We start from the raw sequence: 16,285 nt of genomic DNA, 5'->3' as shown, positions 1-16,285 counted from the left end.
GACGGGGGCGGCCGGGGCGGCCCGGGGCGGTCAGGGACGGCCCGCCCGGGGCGGGCCCGGGGCGGTCAGCCCTTGAGGCCGCCCGCGCCCAGACCGGCGATGATCTGCCGCTGGAAGACCAGGAACAGCGCGATCAGCGGCAGCGAAGCCATCACCAGGCCCGCCATCAGACTGTTGAGCGGGGTGTCCTGGGCGACGCGCTGGAGGAAGACGCTCAGCGGCTGCTTCGCCGGGTCCGGCAGCACCAGCAGTGGCCAGAGGAAGTCCTTCCACGCGGCGACGACCGAAAGGATCGACACCACGGCGAGGATCGGCCGGGACAGCGGCAGCACGATCCGCCCCATGGTGCTCACCGGGCCCGCGCCGTCGATCCGGGCGGCGTCCAGCAGCTCGTCGGGGACGCGGTCGAAGAAGCTCTTCAGGATGTAGATGCCGAAGGCGTTGGCGGCGGCGGGCAGCCAGACCGCGCTCGGGCTGTCGATCAGGTTCCGGTGGAACAGCGGGACGTCGACGACCGTGAGGTAGACGGGCACCAGCAGCGCGGTGGCGGGCATCATCAGGGTGACCAGCATCAGCCCCAGCACCACGTTCCCGAACCGGGGCCGCAGCTTGGACAGCGCGTACGCGGCCGGCACCTGTACCGCGAGCTGGACCAGCCAGGCCCCGCCCGCCAGCAGCACCGTGTTGAGGAAGTAGCGGGTCAGGCCCATCTCGCGCCAGGCGCGGGCGTAGTTCTCCGGGTGCCAGTCCGCGGGGACCGGGGTGGGCGGGCTCTGCGCCAGCTCGGCCGGGGATTTCATCGCGCCCGTCACGGCCCAGTACAGCGGCACGAGGAAGGCGACGGTGAACAGCACCAGCGCCACGGCCAGCACCGACCAGTAGACCAGCTTCCCCTTGCGGGTGCGCAGCACGGCGGGGCGGACCAGTGTGCGGGCCGAGGCGGCCATCAGTCCTCCTTGGCGCCGCGCGTCACGCGCAGGTAGAGGGCGGAGAACGCGGCGAGTACGAGGAGCAGCAGCAGGCTGAGGGCGCTCGCGGTGCCGAAGTCGTTGTAGACGAAGGCGTAGCGGTAGATCAGGAACATCACGGTGACCGTGGAGTCGTCCGGTCCGCCGCCGGTCATCACGTACGGCTCGGTGAACACCTGCATCGTCGCGACGATCTGGAGCAGGAGGAGGACCAGCAGGACGAACCGGGTCTGCGGGACCGTGACGTGGCGCAGCCGCTGCCACAGGTTCGCGCCGTCCAGCTCCGCCGCCTCGTACAGCTCGCCGGGGATGGTCTGGAGCGCCGCGAGGTAGATCAGCGTGGCGGTGCCCATGTTGGCCCAGGTGGAGACGATCACCAGGGAGACCAGTGAGGTGGCGGAGGAGTCGAGCCAGGCGGAGGTCGGCAGATGGAGGGTGCGCAGGACCTCGTTGAGCAGCCCCGGACCCGGGTCGTAGAACCACTTCCACATCAGCGCCACGACCACCGGCGGCAGCATCACCGGCAGGTGGACCAGGACGCGGAAGTAGGCGCGGGCGTGCCGGAACTCGTTGAGCAGCACCGCGGTCAGGAACGGCACGAAGAAGCCCAGCACCACCGCGTACACGGTGAACAGCGCGGTGTTGCGCCACGCCGTGGCCAGCAGCGGATCGTGGAAGAGCCGTTCGAAGTTGGCCAGGCCCGCCCAGGTGTTCCCGGTGGCGAAGTTGACGTGCTGGAAGCCCAGGACCACGTTGCGGACGATCGGCCACCAGGAGAACAGCGCGAAGACCACCACGGCGGCGCACAGGAACCCGTACGCGGTCAGTTGCTCGCGCAGCGAACGGCGCAGGCGGGCGGCGCGCGGCCCGCGCTCCGCGGTGTCCGGCGGCGGGGGCATCGGCTTCTCCAGCGGGGGAGCGGTGGCCATCAGGACGCGCCGTAGATCTGGTCGGCCTTCTTCTCGGCGGTGGCGAGAAGCGCGTCGATGTCGGCGTCCCGGTCGGTGAGGACCGCCTGCATCACGTTGTCGAGCACGGAGTAGACCCGCTGCGCCTCCGGGGGCTCGATCACGCCGGGTACGCGGGGTGCCGCGTCCATGTAGGTCCGGTAGTTGCCGACGGGGATGTTGGCGTACTTCCGTTTGGCCTGCTCCACCCGGTCGCGGACGGCACCCTTCCAGATGTCCGGGGTGGGCGGCATGGGCAGCCCGACGGGCAGTTTCGCGGCGAGGTTGTCCCGGATGCTCTGCTCGACGAGGTCCGGGTCGAGGAACTTCCACTGGAGCCAGGTGACCGCGGCCTTGATCTTTTCCCGTGACGCCCTGGGGTTGACCATGTAGCCCTCGCCGCCGATCAGGGTCGACCTGGCGTCGGGGACGGGCGCGAGGCCGTAGTCCCGGTAGGCACCGCCGAACTGCTTGGCGATGACGGTGATGTTGTCGGCCGCGGCGATGTACATCCCGAGGGTGCCGCTGCCCATCATCCGCTGCACGTCCTCGGCCTGGAGCAGCTGCTTGCTGCCCATCGAGTCGTCCTTCCAGCGCATGTCGTGCAGATCCTGGAGGGTGGCCCTGCCCGCCGCCGAGTTGAACGCGGCCTTCCACCTGCCGTTCCGCTCGGTGGCCACCCGGCCGCCGCGCGAGTACAGCTCGGCGGTGAAGTGCCAGCCGCCCTGGTTGTTCTTGGAGAAGTCGGCGTAGCCGGCGGTGTTGCCGCCCAGCTTCGCGATCCGCCGCGCCGCGGCACGTACGTCCGCCCAGGTCCGTGGCGGCTTGTCCGGGTCGAGGCCGGCCTTCTCGAACAGCACGCGGTGGTAGAGCAGGCCCATCGAGTAGTTGGCGGTCGGCAGGCCGTACTGGCGGCCCTGTTCGTCCTGGAACACCTTCATCAGCTCGTCCTGGACGTCGCCGCGGTGCGGCATGTCCTTGACGTGGTCGGTGATGTCGGCCGCCTGGTGCCGGTCGATCAGGCCGCGGGTGTCGGTGAAGTAGACGTAGAAGACGTCCTCCAACTTGCCGCCCGCCAGCTTGGCGTTGAAGGTCTTCGGGTCCATGAAGCCTTCGTGCGGGACGATGTCGATGCCGGGGTGGGCCTTCTCGAACTGCTGCACGTGCTGGTCGAAGAGCTTGCGCTCGAAGACCTGCGTCGTCGGCGGCCGGCCGTTGACGGTGAGCCGCACCCTGCCGTCCGGCGCGCGGTCGCCGTCGTCGGTGCCGGAGCTGCTGGTGCCGCAGGCGGCGAGCGCGGTCAGGGACACGGCGGTGGCGCAGACGATCGCGAGGCAGCGGCTTCTCGTGGAGGACATCGGTGGACCCCTCTGGCGTGAGCGGTGCGGCGAGCGGTGGCGCACACTCAAGCACCGCCCTCAGAGGGGCGCAATATCCCGTGCATAATCTGCAAAAGATTGACAACGAAGTACGCGGCTTCGCCGACGGCTCCTACCGCGAGATGCGGGGGCCGGTGGAACCGCGTACGACGAGCTCCGGCTCGAAGAGGATCTCGTCGCGGACCACCTCCCTGCCGTCGATCTGCGCCGTCAGCAACTGGACGGCGGTACGGCCCATCGCGTCGATCGGCTGCCGGACGGTCGACAGCGGCGGCTCCGTGACGGTCATCAGGGGCGAGTCGTCGTACCCCACCACCGACACGTCCTGCGGGACCCGCAGCCCACGCCGGCGCGCGGCGCGCACCGCGCCCAGCGCGATGATGTCGCTGGCGCAGACGATGCCGGTCACCCCGGCGTCCAGCAGGCGGGACGCCGCCGCGTGGCCCCCCTCCATCGAGTACATCCCCCGCACCACGTACTCCTCCGGCAGCTCCGCGCCCGCGGCCCGTGCCACGGCCCGCCCGGCGGCCAGCTTGCGCCGCGACGGCACGTGGTCGGACGGGCCGAGCGCCATGCCGATCCGCTCGTGGCCGAGCGAGGCGAGGTGACGCCACGCCTGCTCCACCGCGACCGCGTCGTCGGTGGAGACGCAGGGGAAGTCCAGCCCCGGTATCGGCGCGTTGACCAGCACCACCGGCAGATTCCTGGCGTGCAGCAGCCGGTAGTGGTCGTGCGGCGCGTCGGCCTGGGCGTACAGCCCGCCCGCGAACACCACGCCGGAGACCTGCTGCTGGAGCAGGAGGTCCACGTAGTCGGTCTCCTGGATGCCGCCGGGCGTCTGGGTGCAGAGCACGGGGGTCAGGCCGCGCCGGGCGAGCGCGCCGCCGACGACCTCGGCGAAGGCGGGGAAGATCGGGTTCGACAGCTCGGGCAGCACCAGCCCGATGAGCTGGCCGCGCTCCCCGCGCAGTTGGGTCGGCCGCTCGTAGCCGAGCACGTCCAGCGCGGTGAGCACCGCCTGCCGGGTGCCCTCCGAGACGCCGGGCTTGCCGTTGAGCACCCGGCTGACGGTCGCCTCGGAGACGCCCACCTTCTTCGCCACCTGCGCAAGTCGTCGCGTCATATACGCAACATTAGCGCAAGTAGTGCAAGCGGCTTGCGTTGCGGTTCAGTTCGTGAGGGTGGTGAGCCAGCCGGTCAGCAGACGGTTGATCTCCTCGGGGTGCTCCTGCTGGATCCAGTGGCCGCAGCCGTCCAGGAGATGTGAGGCGGACAGACCGGGGAGGGTGGTGGGGAAGGCGTCGATGGCGTCGGACATCCAGGTGGTGGAGGCGTCCAGGGCGCCGCCGATGAACAGGGACGGCTGCGTGACCGGGGCGCCGCGGTACGGGGCGAGGTCCTCCCAGTCGCGGTCCATGTTGCGGTAGCGGTTGAGTGCACCGGTCATGCCGGTGCGCTCGAACTCCGCGGCGTAGAAGTCGAGATCGTCCTCGGTCAGCCAGGCCGGGAGGGCGCCGGCGGGAAAGCGGTCGCGCAGCAGGCCGCCGCGGGCGACGAAGTGCGGGTCGGGTTCACCCCGGGCGGGCATGGTGTCGGCGGACAGGGCGGCGTAGAAGCCGGCGAGCCAGCCCCGGACGTCGGGCTCGATCTCCGCCTCGGCGCGGCCGGGTTCCTGGAAGTAGGAGACGTAGAACTCCTGCTCGGGGCCGCCGATCCGGCCGAAGACGTCGGTGGGGCGGGGACCGCCGGGCGGCGCGTACGGGACGCTCAGCAGGGCGACGGCGCCGAAGACCTCGGGGTGGAGCAGGGCGGAGGCAGCCGCGATGTTGGAGCCCCAGTCGTGGCCGACGACCACCGCGTTCTCCTCGCCGAGGGCGCGTACGACGGCGACGTTGTCCTCCACCAGGCCGAGCATCCGGTAGGCGTCGGCCGCCGCGGGCCTGGAGGAACGGCCGTAGCCGCGTACGTCGATCGCCACCGCCCGGTAGCCGGCCGCGGCGAGGGCCGGGAGCTGGCGGCGCCAGGAGTACCAGGACTCGGGGAAGCCGTGCACGAGCAGGACCAGGGGTCCGGCGCCCTGCTCGACCAGGTGCAGGCGGCCGGCGGGGGCCTCGACTGTGCGGTGCCGGAGTTCGGCGGACGGCTCGGACTGCATGGGCTTCTCCTCGGTTCGCGGCGGTCGCGGGTACCCGTCGATCATGCGGCGCGGCACCCGTCCGACGCGATCGGCCTTGCCAGTCTGGCAAACTTGCAGGACTGGACGGGTGGAGCGGCACAAGTGCGGAAGGGGCAGGGAGAGTGACGGGCGACGACGTGGCCGAGACGCTGGCGGCGATGGGCCCCCGGCTACGGGCCGCACGCGAACATCGCGGCGCCACGCTTACCGGCGTCAGCTGTGCGACCGGCATCTCGCCGAGCACGCTGTCACGGATCGAGACCGGCCGCCGCAAGCCCACCCTGGAGGTGGTGTTACACCTGGCGAAGGAGTACGGCGTCTCCCTGGACGAACTGGCCGGCACCGCACCCGCTCCCGCCGCCGAGTCCCGCACCTCCGAGTCCCACACTTCCGAGCCCCGCACCTCCGCGCTCCAGCGGTTCGGCGACGACAAGCTGGTGCTGCCGCTGACCCGCTACGTCGGCGGCCTGCACGCCCACAAGCACGTCCTGCCCGCAGCCGAGGAGCCGTCCGCGCGGCCGCGCCAGGTCTCCCATGGCGGCTACGAGTGGCTGTGCGTCCTGTACGGGCGGCTGTGGCTCGCACTCGGTGACCGGGACCTCGTCCTGGCCGCCGGGGACGTGGCCGAGTTCGACACCCGCACGCCACACGGCGTCGCGAACGCCGGAGCCGACGGGCCGGTCGAATACCTGATCATGTTCGGGCCCCAGGGGGAGCGCCTGCGGCCGCGCACACCGCCCGCCCCCGGCCCGCCGCCCCGGTAGCAAGCAGGAAGCGAACGGCCTGACGTCCCGGATGTGCCCGGGATGTCAGGCCGTTTCCGCTCTGGTGGGTGCGGTCACTGCTGGGGGCGGAAGAACTCCCAATCGATCTTGTCGACCTTGTCGGTGCCCCAGGGCACGATCTTGCGGAAGGCGTTCTCACTGAGAACCAGGTCGTTCGGACCGCAGGAGGTGCACTTGTCCTGGACCCATACGCTGATGATCGTGCCGTTGTACATGACGGTGACCTTGAGGCCGCAGAGTTCGTCCTTCTTCGCGTCGGCCGCGGTCCACAGGGAGGGGGAGACGGCGGCGAAGTCCCCTGCGCCGGTGTTGAGCCACGTACCGCAGGCGCCGAAGCCGACCTTCTCGTAGAAGTCCATCTTGCCGGTCAGGGTCTGGCCGATCGGCACGGCCTGGGCCGTTCCCGTGCCGAGGACGATGCCGGTGGCGGCGGCCACGCCGCAGATCATCGTCTTCCAGCGTCTGGATGCGCGCATGATTTCTCCTCATCCGAGTTCGTGCGGTGGTGTGTGACGGCAGGGAGTGGGCGACGGGCCGCCGTCGACGGTGCGCTCGGGTCACCGGTGCGCGGACTTCAGGCGGCAGCCCACGAAGCGCTCCCGTGCACATGGATGCCACGGACCTCGGCAGCCTCACAACCCCCAATGGGCGCAGATGTCCTGAAGTCGCGGATATGAGCGGCGTGTTTGGCGCGGAACGGACGGCGCGCTTCCACGGTTGCAGTCGGCCGGTGCCGCCCACGCCCAGCGGCCCCCGCACCTGGCCGGACGGCCTCCGGAGGGGGCGGATCCGGTGGCCTCGCGGGCAGGCGCAGGGGCGGGGCGGGGCTGGTCAGCCCGAGAGGGCGGTGTCCGTCACGTGCCGGCCGATGAGGTCGTGCAGGAGAGCGGTGGTGGGGAGGGCGGGGTGGAGATAGACGTGCTCGCGGCGGTGCTCGATGACGGCGAGCATCTTGCGGAGGGTGGCCGTGGCGTCGTCGCGGCGGCCGGCGTGGTGCTGGGCCTGGGCGAGCAGGCCGAGGTGGAGCGGGAGCCGCAAGTGGGAGCGGGAGGGACGGAGTTCGGCGAGGGAGGCGTGCATCAGGGTCAGGCCCGCGTCGTTGCGGCCCAGCCGGGTCAGGGCCCAGCCCTCGGTCAGGCGCAGCATCGCCTTCCAGTACAGGAGCCCGTGCTCCTCCGCCACCCGTGCCCCCTCGGTGGCGGAGGAGAGCGCCGTGTCGGCGTCGTCCTCCCAGGTGGCGAGGACCGCGTCCACATACAGGGCGAAGGCCCGGTCGGAGGGCCTGCTCTCGTACGCCGTCAGGCTCTGCAGCTGGCGGCGGCGCGAGGTGGCCGTGTCACGGTCGCCCAGGATCCAGTGGGTGAAGGTGTCGTAGGAGCGGCAGGAGACACGCGGGTCGTGCTGGAACGTACGGGCCAGGGTGTGGCCCTCGCGGGCGAAACGGTCCGCCAGCCCGACGCTGCGCTCCAGCTCCGCGAGCGCCTCCGGCAGCCGGCCACGTACGTGCAGCGCCACGCCCTTGCCGTACGCCGCGCCGAGCAGCGCCACCGGGTGGCGCGTACGGCTCCCGATGTCCCGCAACAGCCGGGAGAACTGCCCGGACTCGTCGTAGCGGCCGGTGACCAGGAACGCCGAGCACAGCGCCCACAGCACCGACGGGTCCTCCGGCGCGCGGGTGATCGCACCGAGAGCGCGGCCCCGGCTGAGCGCCGCTTCCGCCTCGGCGTCACCGTAGCCGCGGACCGTGGCCAGCAGCTGCCCGAGCTGGATGTACAGGCGCTGCTCCAGCGCGCGGGCCGACGTGTCGTCACGGGGCAGCAGACCGGCCAGGTGCACGGCCCGGCGCAGCCACGTCTCGACCTTCTCGTACGCCAGGTGGTGCTCGGCCTGCTCGGCGGCGCGCAGCAGACGGGGCAGAGCCTGCCTGGCGGGCAGTGCGTCCTGAGCGTGCCAGGTGTGGTGGGCGAGGCGCTCGCACTCCTCGTCGCCCACCTGCCCGACGCCGCGCGCGCACAGCGACTCGGCCACCCGGGCGTGCAGCCGGTGGCGTTCCTCGCGTGCGAGTACGTCGACGAGCGTCTCGCGGACCAGCGCGTGCACGAAGTGCAGCCGCCCCGGATGGTGCGGGTCCTCGCCGAGCAGGCCCGCCCGGATCGCCGATTCCAGGGCGGGGGCGACCGGTTCGTCCTCGGTGGCGGTGTGGTGCAGCAGATCCGTATCGATCTCGGTGCCGATGACGGCGCACAGCCGCAGCACCCGCAGGGCCTGCTCCGGCAGGGTGGCGAACCGTTGTCGCAGCGCTTCACGCACCCCGGTCGGCACCTGCGCCAGCAGCACGTCGGTGGCGTCCGTGTCGTGCAGGCGCCGCACGTCGCCGAGCAGCGACAGGAGTTGCATGACGAAGTACGGGTTGCCCTTGCTGCGCTGGTGCAGCGCCTCGACGACGTCCGCACCCACCCCGCTCCCGGCCTGCGCCTCCACCAGAGCCGCGACGGCGTTGCGGGGCAGCCCGCAGAGCCGCAGCGTCTCGGACCTGGGGCCCCGGAGGATGTCGGCCAGCATCCGGCGGATCGTCGCGTCGGAGTCGGCCTCGAAGTCACGGGCCGTCAGCACGATGCTGATCCGGTGCCCCTGACGGCGCGTGCCGAGCAGCCGCAGCAGATCGAGGGAGGCGGCGTCGGCCCAGTGCAGGTCCTCCAGGAGCAGGACGAGCGGGCGTTCGGCGGCCAGCGCGAGCAGTACTTCGCAGACCGCGTCGTGGGTCAGGAAACGCGCCTGGGCCCAGTCGTCCTCGTGCCCCTGCCCGCCGCCCGGCCCGGCCGACCGCTCGGGCATCACGGGGGCGAGGAGCGTGTCGAAGGGCGCGGTCGCGGTGCGGAAGGCGTCCGGCCGGGTGGTGGAGAGATGGCGCAGCACCTGCGTCCACAGCCAGTAGGGCGGTACGCCCTCGCCGGGGAAGCAGTGGCTCCAGACCACGTCGAGCGAGTCGTCGGCGGCCTCCAGCGCCGGTGCGAGCTCCATCAGCAGGCGTGTCTTGCCGACTCCGGCGGGGCCGAGTACGCAGGCCACGTGCCCGTGGCCGGTCACGGCGCCGGCCGACGCGGTGACCAGGCGGTGCAGTTCCTGGTCCCGCCCGATGAACGGCCAGGGCGCCGCTTCTCCGGGGCCCTGGAGGTGGTCCGCGGGAGCCGGCCGGGCAGGCGGTGTCCGTCCGGCGTCGTGCACGGGCCGCGGACCCGCCGCTTCGCGCGTGCCCCGGGCCGGTCCGGTACCCGCCGTACTCCGGTCCGAAGTCCGCGTGGGACGGCCTGGTGCCGCCGTGGTCTCCAGGGGATGACCGGCCGTGTCCGCGGCAGGGCGGCGCTGCGCCGGAAGGCTCGCCGTCCAGGGCGAGTCAGGCGAACCGGGGGAGTCGGGGGAGACGGAGGAGTCTGGTGATCCGGTCGGGCCGGGGGAGTAGAGCGGGTCGGGCGGGAAAAGAGCGGCCGCAGGGGCGGCGGGTGCGGGGCGGGCTGCCGGGCCGCCGTCGTCCAGCTCCTGGCGGAGGATGCCGGTGTGCACCCGCTGGAGTTCGACGGCGGTGTCCACACCGAACTCCTCCTCCAGGTGGGAGCGCGTCCGCTCGTACACCTCCAGGGCCTCCGCCTGCCGTCCCAGGCGGGACAGCGCCGTCATCAGATGGCCGACCAGGCGTTCACGGGTCGGGTGGTGGCGTACCTCCAGGCCCAGTTCGGCCGCGACCTCCTCGGCCGCCCCGAGGGCGAGCCCGGCCTCCGCGCCGGCCTCCAGCGCGGTGAGCCGGACCTGTGCCAGGCGGGCGGTCTCGTCGGAGAGCGGCGGTTCGGCGCCGAACTCCGTGTAGGGCGCGCCGCGCCACAGTTCCAGGGCGTCGGAGAGCAGGTTGCGGGCGCCGCGCAGGTCGCGCTGTTCCAGGAGCTGCCGCCCGTCGGTGACCATCCGCTCGAAGCGGAACGCGTCGACCTGCTCCGGGGCGAGCTGGAGCACGTACCCGGGCGCTTGGTAGCGCAGCACGGACGAGGTGCCCTGGCCCGCCGCCGGGGCCAGTACCCGGCGCAGGTGGGAGAGGTGGCTCTGGAGCGTGGCGACGGGGTGCCGTGGTGGCTCGTCGCCCCAGAGCTCCTCGATGAGCAGTTCGGTGGGGACGACTCTGCCCAGTCGTATGAGGAGCAGGGCCAGCAGGGCCCGCCGCCGTGGCGGGCCGAGGGGGAGATCCTCACTGTCGAGCTGTGCCGACATCGGGCCGAGGACACGCAGTACGGGCTCGGCGGTGCCCGGTCCGGGCTGGGAAGGGCCGGTGAGGTCCGGCAGGGGTGCGGGGGGCGGGGTGTGAGGTGTGCACATGTCGGTCCCATTCTCACGCCGGCGGCTGTGCAGAAGGAAATGCCGGATGGTAACCGGTTCCATCCAGAAAGTGATCATGGCATATGTGGCGAGACGAGCAAAGATCGGCAATCAGCCATCGGCAAGCCTTCGGCAAGCGAAACGACAAGGAAGCGGAAAGCCACGGCAGGTTGGCCGGCAAGCGTGCGTCAGCGTCCGGACCAGGGGGCCGCAAGGGGGCTGTCCCACGATGGCCGCAAGCCGCCCACCGGCACCGCCGACGACTGTCGCCGAGCCCGGGCGGGTGCGTCGCACCGGACCGGTAAACACCTCGCGAACAGGGACGACATGCACTCAGAAGGCCACGACAGCAGCGCCCTCCGCCGCCCGGCGGGCCGCGGCAAGGACAGTGCCGGGCCACCGGCCGGCCGTATGGATGTGGCCGGTTGAGGGGTGCCGGGTGCCTTACCGTCCGCTTCCCCGGCCAGGGGTCACGCCCCCGCGGCACGGGGGCGGAAGCCTTCGGGCGTTATCCCTGACGCTCTCAATTCGCTTGCGGACCTCTGGAATACGTCCTCATCGCGCCGTGCCGCGACAACCGGGCCGGTTTGCTTTCGCAGACGCGATATACCCGGCCCGCGCCCGGTACCGCGAACGCGCCGCACACCTCCGGACGTACGCGGTACGGGGGGCGGCCGACTGCTTCCCCGCACCCGGTCTCTGCGCGGACAGCGTTCTTCCGGCGGCGGGTGCGTCCGATTACGAGACGGAACACGGACGCGTAAAGAAGCACGGCGAACTCACGGCCGCGGCGCCCGACGGGGGAATTCCGGGCGCGCGGCGGGCCGGACCGGCCCGCCGGACGGACGGCGTCCGCCACCTCCTCACATGCGGGTCACGGGGCGACGGTTCCGCCCATTCCGCCATGGAGCGCGAGGAAGCGGGCGGGAATTCAGCGCCGCGCACGGTGGAAAAGGTCCGCGCCGCGTCCCTCTCTCCCCAATTCCCACCACGAACTCCCATCACGAACCCCCACGCCTCCACGGGCCTCCACGGACCCCCACGGAACAAGGACCTGAGACATGGACAGGACACAGCAGATCCAGCAGTTCATCGAAGAGCGCTTCCTCGTCGAATTCGGCGGCGAGGTGACGGCCGAGACCGACCTCTTCGAGGCGGGTGTCATCGACTCGTTCGGCTACATCCAGCTCATTTCCTATCTGGAGGAGCGGTTCGCGCTGGAGGTCACGGACGACGACCTGCTCGCCAACGTCTTCGTCTCGCTCGTGGATTTCGACACCTTCGTGGCCGGGGTGGCCGAAAATCACGCCTGGGCGGGATCCGAGGGCGGAGGTGTACCGTGTGCTGACTAGCCGGGTCCGCCACCCGCCACGTTCATGCCCGGACGGGCGGCGGGGCCACCGGCGTCGGCGTGCCGTCGCGGCACCAGGCCTCCAGTGCGGACAGCACGCCGTCGGCGGCGAAGAACGCGCCGGGCAGGGCGACCCGTCGTACGACCGAGCAGGACACGTCGCCTTCCTGCCACTGTTCGCCGGTCACCGCCGCCGCCATGACGGTGTACCCCCGCAGCAGTACGGCCAGTTCCTGCACGCCGGACCACGGCCGGGTGCGCCGGTCCCCACCCCGGGCGGCCGCCGCCGCCAGGCCGGGCAGGGCGGTCAGCACCTCGTAATCGAGGGAGCGCGGATAGACCTGCCCGACGCAGCCGACGACGCGGGCGAAGCCGAGGTGACGTGCGACGCGCCGTTCGACGCGGGTCAGCGCTGCCCGGTCGCCGCCGAGCAGGTCGAGCATGTCCTGGGCGGTGCCGACCGGACCCTTGATGCCGCGCAGCGGGTAACCGGCGGCCAGTGCCCGCAGGTGCAGGGCGGCCCCGCGCAGCCCGTGCGCGGCGGGTGCGGCGCGGCCGTGTCGGTGCAGCAGTTCCGCGACGGTCCCGGCCCGGCCGTACAAATGCTCCAGCGACCGCCGTACCCGCATCTGCGCGATGTTGTCGGTGATGTCACAGGATGTCAGGCCTTTGTGGATGTGCTGGTGGCCGGCGAGCGCGTTGAACTCCTCGACGCGGGCCTTGAGGTCGTGCCGTGTGCGGCGCTCCCGCTCCGCGATGGACGCCAGGTCCACCCGGTCCACCACCCGCGCGTAGGCGGCTGCCGCGCCGGACGGCACCGGCACCCCTTCCGCGGCCTGCGCACGCAGCACGGCCAGCCACAGGTGCCGCTCCAGCACCACCTTGCGCTCGGCCGACCAGAGGTCCACCAGCGCGGGGGAAGCCCAGTCACGGGCCAGGACGTCGTCCGGCAGGCCGCCGTGCAAGCCCGGTGGTTCAGCCGTTGTCGCGGGGGAGCGGCGGCGGGAGGAAGCCGCTGGACCGGAAGAAGGCGAGGTAGCGGTCGAGGAGGGCGGCGTCGGTGGGCGGGCAGCGCAGTCCGCTGCCCGCGAGGCCCCGGTCGGTGTTCGCGCGTCCGAGCCGTGGGAAGACGTCATCGAGGTACATCTCCTTCACGCTGATGTCCGACTTGTTGCTGCGGTCCACGCAGAGCGACACGAACGGGGCCGTGGGGCTGCTGGGGTGCTGCGCCACGTGCCGTACCAGCTCCGCCACCCAGGCGTCGTACGGCAGTTCGCGGATGCCGTAGCCCGCCGCCCGCATACGGGCCAGCATGTCGGCGAGGCGGGCCGGCCGGGGGTTGGTGAGGTGGTAGGTGCGGCCGTCGGCCGGCTCATGGGTGGCCAGGTGCACCACGGCCGCGGCCAGGTGGTCGACCGGCACGAAGTCCAGCGGCAGCGGCACATCCGGCGCCATGCCGGTCTCCGCGATGACACGGAACAGCGAGCTGATGGCCGTCTCCGTGTTGCAGATCCCGGTGGCCTGCTCGCCGGTGACTTCGTACGGCCGGTGCACCGTCACCGGCAGCCCCGCCTCCGCGGCCTCCTGGAGCATCCGCTCGGCCACCCACTTGCTCTCCGCGTACCCCATGGTCAGGTGGTCGGCGTGGGCCAGCGGGGTGTCCTCCGCCACCTGCCGCACCCCGGCGGTGCCGAAGCCCGCCAGCACCGCGATGGTGGACAGGAAGTGCAGGGGCACGCGTCGCACGGCGGCCAGCCGCACCAGTTCCCGGGTGCCGTGGACGTTGGCCGGACGCAGCGCGGCGTACGGATAGAGGAAGTTGACGTGCGCCCCGGCGTGCAGGACCAGGTCGGCGGTCTCGCCCAGCCGCCCGAACCGCTCCTCGGTCAGACCCAGGCGCGGGGCCGTCAGATCGGCCGGGAAACAGGTCAGGCGCTGCTCGTACGGAGTGGTGTCGAGGCCGTAGCGGGCGGCGTTGGAGCACACCCGGCGCCGCGCGTGCGCCGCGTCCCGGGCCCGTACGGGGCACAGCAGCTCGGCGCGGGTGACCCGGGCCAGCCGGTCGAGCAGGAAAGCGCCCACGAAACCGGTGGCTCCGGTGACCAGGACGCGCTCCGGGTCACGCCAGCGGGGGACGGGCCCGTCCGCCGGCGGCAGCCGCAGTCCGAGACGCGCCTCGCACCGGAAGTCCGCATCCGAGGCAGGCGCCGAGCCGGTCCGGCGACCGGCGCGGCCGGTCCGCAGCGCCCGGTCCACCGCCGCCGCGTAGGCGCCGAGTGTCGGTGCCCGCAGCAGGCTGCGGACGAGGGAGGTGCCGTGCGCCGCGTCCATGTGCAGCGCGGTCAGCGTCCTGGTGGTCACTTCGGCGGTGAGCAGTGAGTCGCCGCCGAGGTCGAAGAAGCTGTCGGCGGGCGTGGGGCGGACGCGCAGGATGTGCTCCCAGATGTCGGCGAGCACGCTCAGCAGACCGGCGCCGTCCCGGTCTCCGTCCGCGCCGCTCCCGCCCCGCGAACCCCGCTCGCTCACGCACTGTTGCCCGTTTGCGTTCGCGTCGCCGTTCCCGATCGCATCCATGGAGCCGGAGCGCTCGGCCGGGTACGGGGCGGTGCCGTCCCGCCGGGGCCCGGCGCCCGCCACACCGTGCGCGGGGGACCCGTCGCGAGCGGCCGGCACCATCGTCCGCGCGACCAGGGCGTGGCGGTCGACCTTGCCCGCACCGGTGACGGGGAACCGGTCCAGGACGTGGATGCGCGCCGGTACGGCGGGCGGGGGCAGCCAGGACGCCACGTACGCGCGCACCTGCTCCACCGGGACCCGCCCGCCGGGCCGCGCCGGTGTCACGAAGGCCACCGGCTGGGCGCGCATCCCCTCCCCGCCGACCTCGACGACCGCCTCCGCGACGGCTTCGTGCGAGCGCAGCCGCGCCTCGATCTCGTCCAGCTCCACGCGGAAGCCGCGCAGTTTGACCTGCCGGTCGCGGCGTCCCCGGTACTCCAGGAAGCCGTCCGGCCGCCACCGGGCGCGGTCGCCCGTGCGGTACAGGCGGCCGCCGGGCCGCGCGCCGAACGGGTCGTCGAGGAAGCACTCGGCGGTCAGGGCCGGGTCGTTGAGGTACCCGATGGCCACGCCGTCGCCGCCGACGAGCAGTTCGCCCTCCTCGCCGGGCCCGGCAGGCGTGCCGTCGTCACGGAGCACGTAGCAGGTCGAGTTGGGAAAGGGGCGCCCGATGGGCACGGTGGCCGCGTCGGAGGGCAGGTCGCCCACGACGTACGCGCTGGAGACGACGCTGTTCTCGGTGGGCCCGTAGAAGTTGACGAGCGTGATCCCGGGGCAGGCGGACAGCACCCGGCGGCACAGCCGGGGGTCGAGCGCCTCACCGCCCGCCGAGACGAACCGCAGGCTGCGCAAAGCCGCCGGCCGGTTGCGGGCCACGTGGTGCAGCACCCCCGCGGTCAGGAAGGCCACCGCCACGCCCTCCTCGCGCAACAGCCGCTCCAGCGCGTCCACGGACAGCAGTTGCTCCCGCTCCGCGACGACGAGGCAGGCCCCGGCCAGCAGCGCCGTCCAGATCTCGATCGTCGAGGCGTCGGAGGAGCAGCTGTACGCGTGCAGCACCCGCTCCCCGGCAGCGGGAGGCGACAGCCAGGAGGCGGAGGCCGCCAGGCGCACGACGCCTCGGTGCGGGACCGCCACCGGTTTCGGACGGCCGGCCGACCCGGAAGTGAACATGACGTAGGCGCAGTCCTCCGGGGCGACGACGACACCCGGCGGCTCGGGAGGCCCGCCCGCACCGGATTCCGGAGCCGGCGCGGCGAGGCCGCCCTCGATGCAGGCACGCAGCCTGCGCACCCGGCTCGTACTGCCCGGCAGGGCGACGGCGACCCGCACCTCGGCCTCCTCGGCCATGGCACGCAACCGCGCGGGCGGGTACGCGTCGTCCAACGGCACGTACGCCGCACCGCACTTGACGACGGCCAAGAAGGCCACCAGTGCCTCGGGGCACCGGCCGCCGAGCACCCCCACGGCGCTGCCGGGACGGACACCGGCGGTCAGCAGCCGCCGGGCGAGCGCGTCGGAGTGCCGGCTCAGCTCGCCGTAGGTCAGGGTGCGGTCACCGTGCCGGACGGCGGGCGCGCCGGGCGCGGCCAGCGCCCGCTCCTCGAACAGTTCGTGCAGGCAGCGGTCGCGCGGGTACGCCGTCGCCGTGTCGTTCCACCGCGCGGGCCGGTCCGGCGGTCCGGACGCCTGGGAGGGTCGCAGCATGGTCAGTACCTCGGAACGGTCGAAGTGCCCGGGAAGCCGGGGCACCAGGGGGGC

At 72.5% G+C, this 16,285-nt stretch carries 10 protein-coding genes and 1 pseudogene; 2 read left to right on the top strand and 9 right to left on the bottom strand.

The window, feature by feature from the left end:
* Positions 1–65 precede the first annotated feature (65 nt).
* The 5 genes from A6A06_RS33360 to A6A06_RS33340 all read right to left on the bottom strand — a co-directional run bounded on the left by A6A06_RS33360 (position 66) and on the right by A6A06_RS33340 (position 5,449).
* A complete protein-coding gene (locus A6A06_RS33360; RefSeq protein WP_073766604.1) occupies positions 66–947 on the bottom strand; it encodes a carbohydrate ABC transporter permease in 882 nt (293 codons plus the stop codon).
* Positions 947–1,897: a carbohydrate ABC transporter permease gene (locus A6A06_RS33355; protein ID WP_073766602.1), complete on the bottom strand. Its 951-nt coding sequence runs from the start codon at positions 1,895–1,897 to the stop codon at positions 947–949. The genes A6A06_RS33360 and A6A06_RS33355 overlap by 1 nt, the downstream gene beginning before the upstream one ends.
* The gene (locus A6A06_RS33350; RefSeq protein WP_073766600.1) at positions 1,897–3,273 is read right to left on the bottom strand and encodes an ABC transporter substrate-binding protein; all 1,377 of its coding nucleotides are present in this window, start codon (positions 3,271–3,273) and stop codon (positions 1,897–1,899) included. Before A6A06_RS33350 ends, A6A06_RS33355 begins: the two co-directional genes overlap by 1 nt.
* A 133-nt stretch (positions 3,274–3,406) precedes the next feature.
* The gene (locus tag A6A06_RS33345; protein ID WP_073766598.1) at positions 3,407–4,417 is read right to left on the bottom strand and encodes a LacI family DNA-binding transcriptional regulator; all 1,011 of its coding nucleotides are present in this window, start codon (positions 4,415–4,417) and stop codon (positions 3,407–3,409) included.
* Between the two features lie 45 nt (positions 4,418–4,462).
* On the bottom strand, positions 4,463–5,449 hold the full coding sequence (locus A6A06_RS33340; RefSeq protein ID WP_073766596.1) for an alpha/beta hydrolase: 987 nt from the start codon (positions 5,447–5,449) through the stop codon (positions 4,463–4,465).
* A gap of 143 nt (positions 5,450–5,592) precedes the next feature.
* On the opposite strand from A6A06_RS33340, the gene A6A06_RS33335 reads away from it, so the two are divergent.
* Positions 5,593–6,234, top strand: coding sequence for a helix-turn-helix domain-containing protein (locus A6A06_RS33335; protein WP_199931339.1), 642 nt, complete (start codon positions 5,593–5,595; stop codon positions 6,232–6,234).
* Positions 6,235–6,308: 74 nt separating this feature from the next.
* On the opposite strand, the gene A6A06_RS33330 is transcribed toward A6A06_RS33335, so the two are convergent.
* Entirely contained in the window at positions 6,309–6,731 is a 423-nt protein-coding gene (locus tag A6A06_RS33330; protein WP_073766594.1) for a hypothetical protein, read from the bottom strand.
* 355 nt (positions 6,732–7,086) lie between these two features.
* Positions 7,087–10,617: a BTAD domain-containing putative transcriptional regulator gene (locus A6A06_RS33325; RefSeq protein WP_073767163.1), complete on the bottom strand. Its 3,531-nt coding sequence runs from the start codon at positions 10,615–10,617 to the stop codon at positions 7,087–7,089.
* Between the two features lie 1,061 nt (positions 10,618–11,678).
* Here A6A06_RS33325 and A6A06_RS33320 point away from each other — a divergent pair.
* On the top strand, positions 11,679–11,969 hold the full coding sequence (locus A6A06_RS33320; RefSeq protein ID WP_073766592.1) for an acyl carrier protein: 291 nt from the start codon (positions 11,679–11,681) through the stop codon (positions 11,967–11,969).
* Between the two features lie 91 nt (positions 11,970–12,060).
* Here A6A06_RS33320 and A6A06_RS33315 read toward each other — a convergent pair.
* Positions 12,061–12,933, bottom strand: a pseudogene (locus A6A06_RS33315) (adenylosuccinate lyase); the annotation flags it as partial.
* Between the two features lie 10 nt (positions 12,934–12,943).
* Complete coding sequence (locus A6A06_RS43280) at positions 12,944–16,231, bottom strand: amino acid adenylation domain-containing protein (protein ID WP_079194572.1); 3,288 nt, start codon at positions 16,229–16,231, stop codon at positions 12,944–12,946.
* Positions 16,232–16,285 lie beyond the last annotated feature (54 nt).

Source organism: Streptomyces sp. CB02923 (genome assembly GCF_001905005.1).
In the GTDB taxonomy this organism is placed as follows: Bacteria; Actinomycetota; Actinomycetes; order Streptomycetales; family Streptomycetaceae; genus Streptomyces.
The sequence above is the reverse complement of the archived record's forward strand: the minus strand, read 5'-3'. Positions and strand labels throughout refer to the sequence as shown.

Bases quoted from the DNA above. Each gene is read 5' to 3' on its own strand.
- A6A06_RS33360 (WP_073766604.1), bottom strand. From the start codon at position 947: ATGGCCGCCTCGGCCCGCACACTGGTCCGCCCCGCCGTGCTGCGCACC.
- A6A06_RS33355 (WP_073766602.1), bottom strand. From the start codon at position 1,897: ATGGCCACCGCTCCCCCGCTGGAGAAGCCGATGCCCCCGCCGCCGGAC.
- A6A06_RS33350 (WP_073766600.1), bottom strand. From the start codon at position 3,273: ATGTCCTCCACGAGAAGCCGCTGCCTCGCGATCGTCTGCGCCACCGCC.
- A6A06_RS33345 (WP_073766598.1), bottom strand. From the start codon at position 4,417: ATGACGCGACGACTTGCGCAGGTGGCGAAGAAGGTGGGCGTCTCCGAG.
- A6A06_RS33340 (WP_073766596.1), bottom strand. From the start codon at position 5,449: ATGCAGTCCGAGCCGTCCGCCGAACTCCGGCACCGCACAGTCGAGGCC.
- A6A06_RS33330 (WP_073766594.1), bottom strand. From the start codon at position 6,731: ATGCGCGCATCCAGACGCTGGAAGACGATGATCTGCGGCGTGGCCGCC.
- A6A06_RS33325 (WP_073767163.1), bottom strand. From the start codon at position 10,617: ATGTGCACACCTCACACCCCGCCCCCCGCACCCCTGCCGGACCTCACC.
- A6A06_RS33320 (WP_073766592.1), top strand. From the start codon at position 11,679: ATGGACAGGACACAGCAGATCCAGCAGTTCATCGAAGAGCGCTTCCTC.
- A6A06_RS43280 (WP_079194572.1), bottom strand. From the start codon at position 16,231: ATGCTGCGACCCTCCCAGGCGTCCGGACCGCCGGACCGGCCCGCGCGG.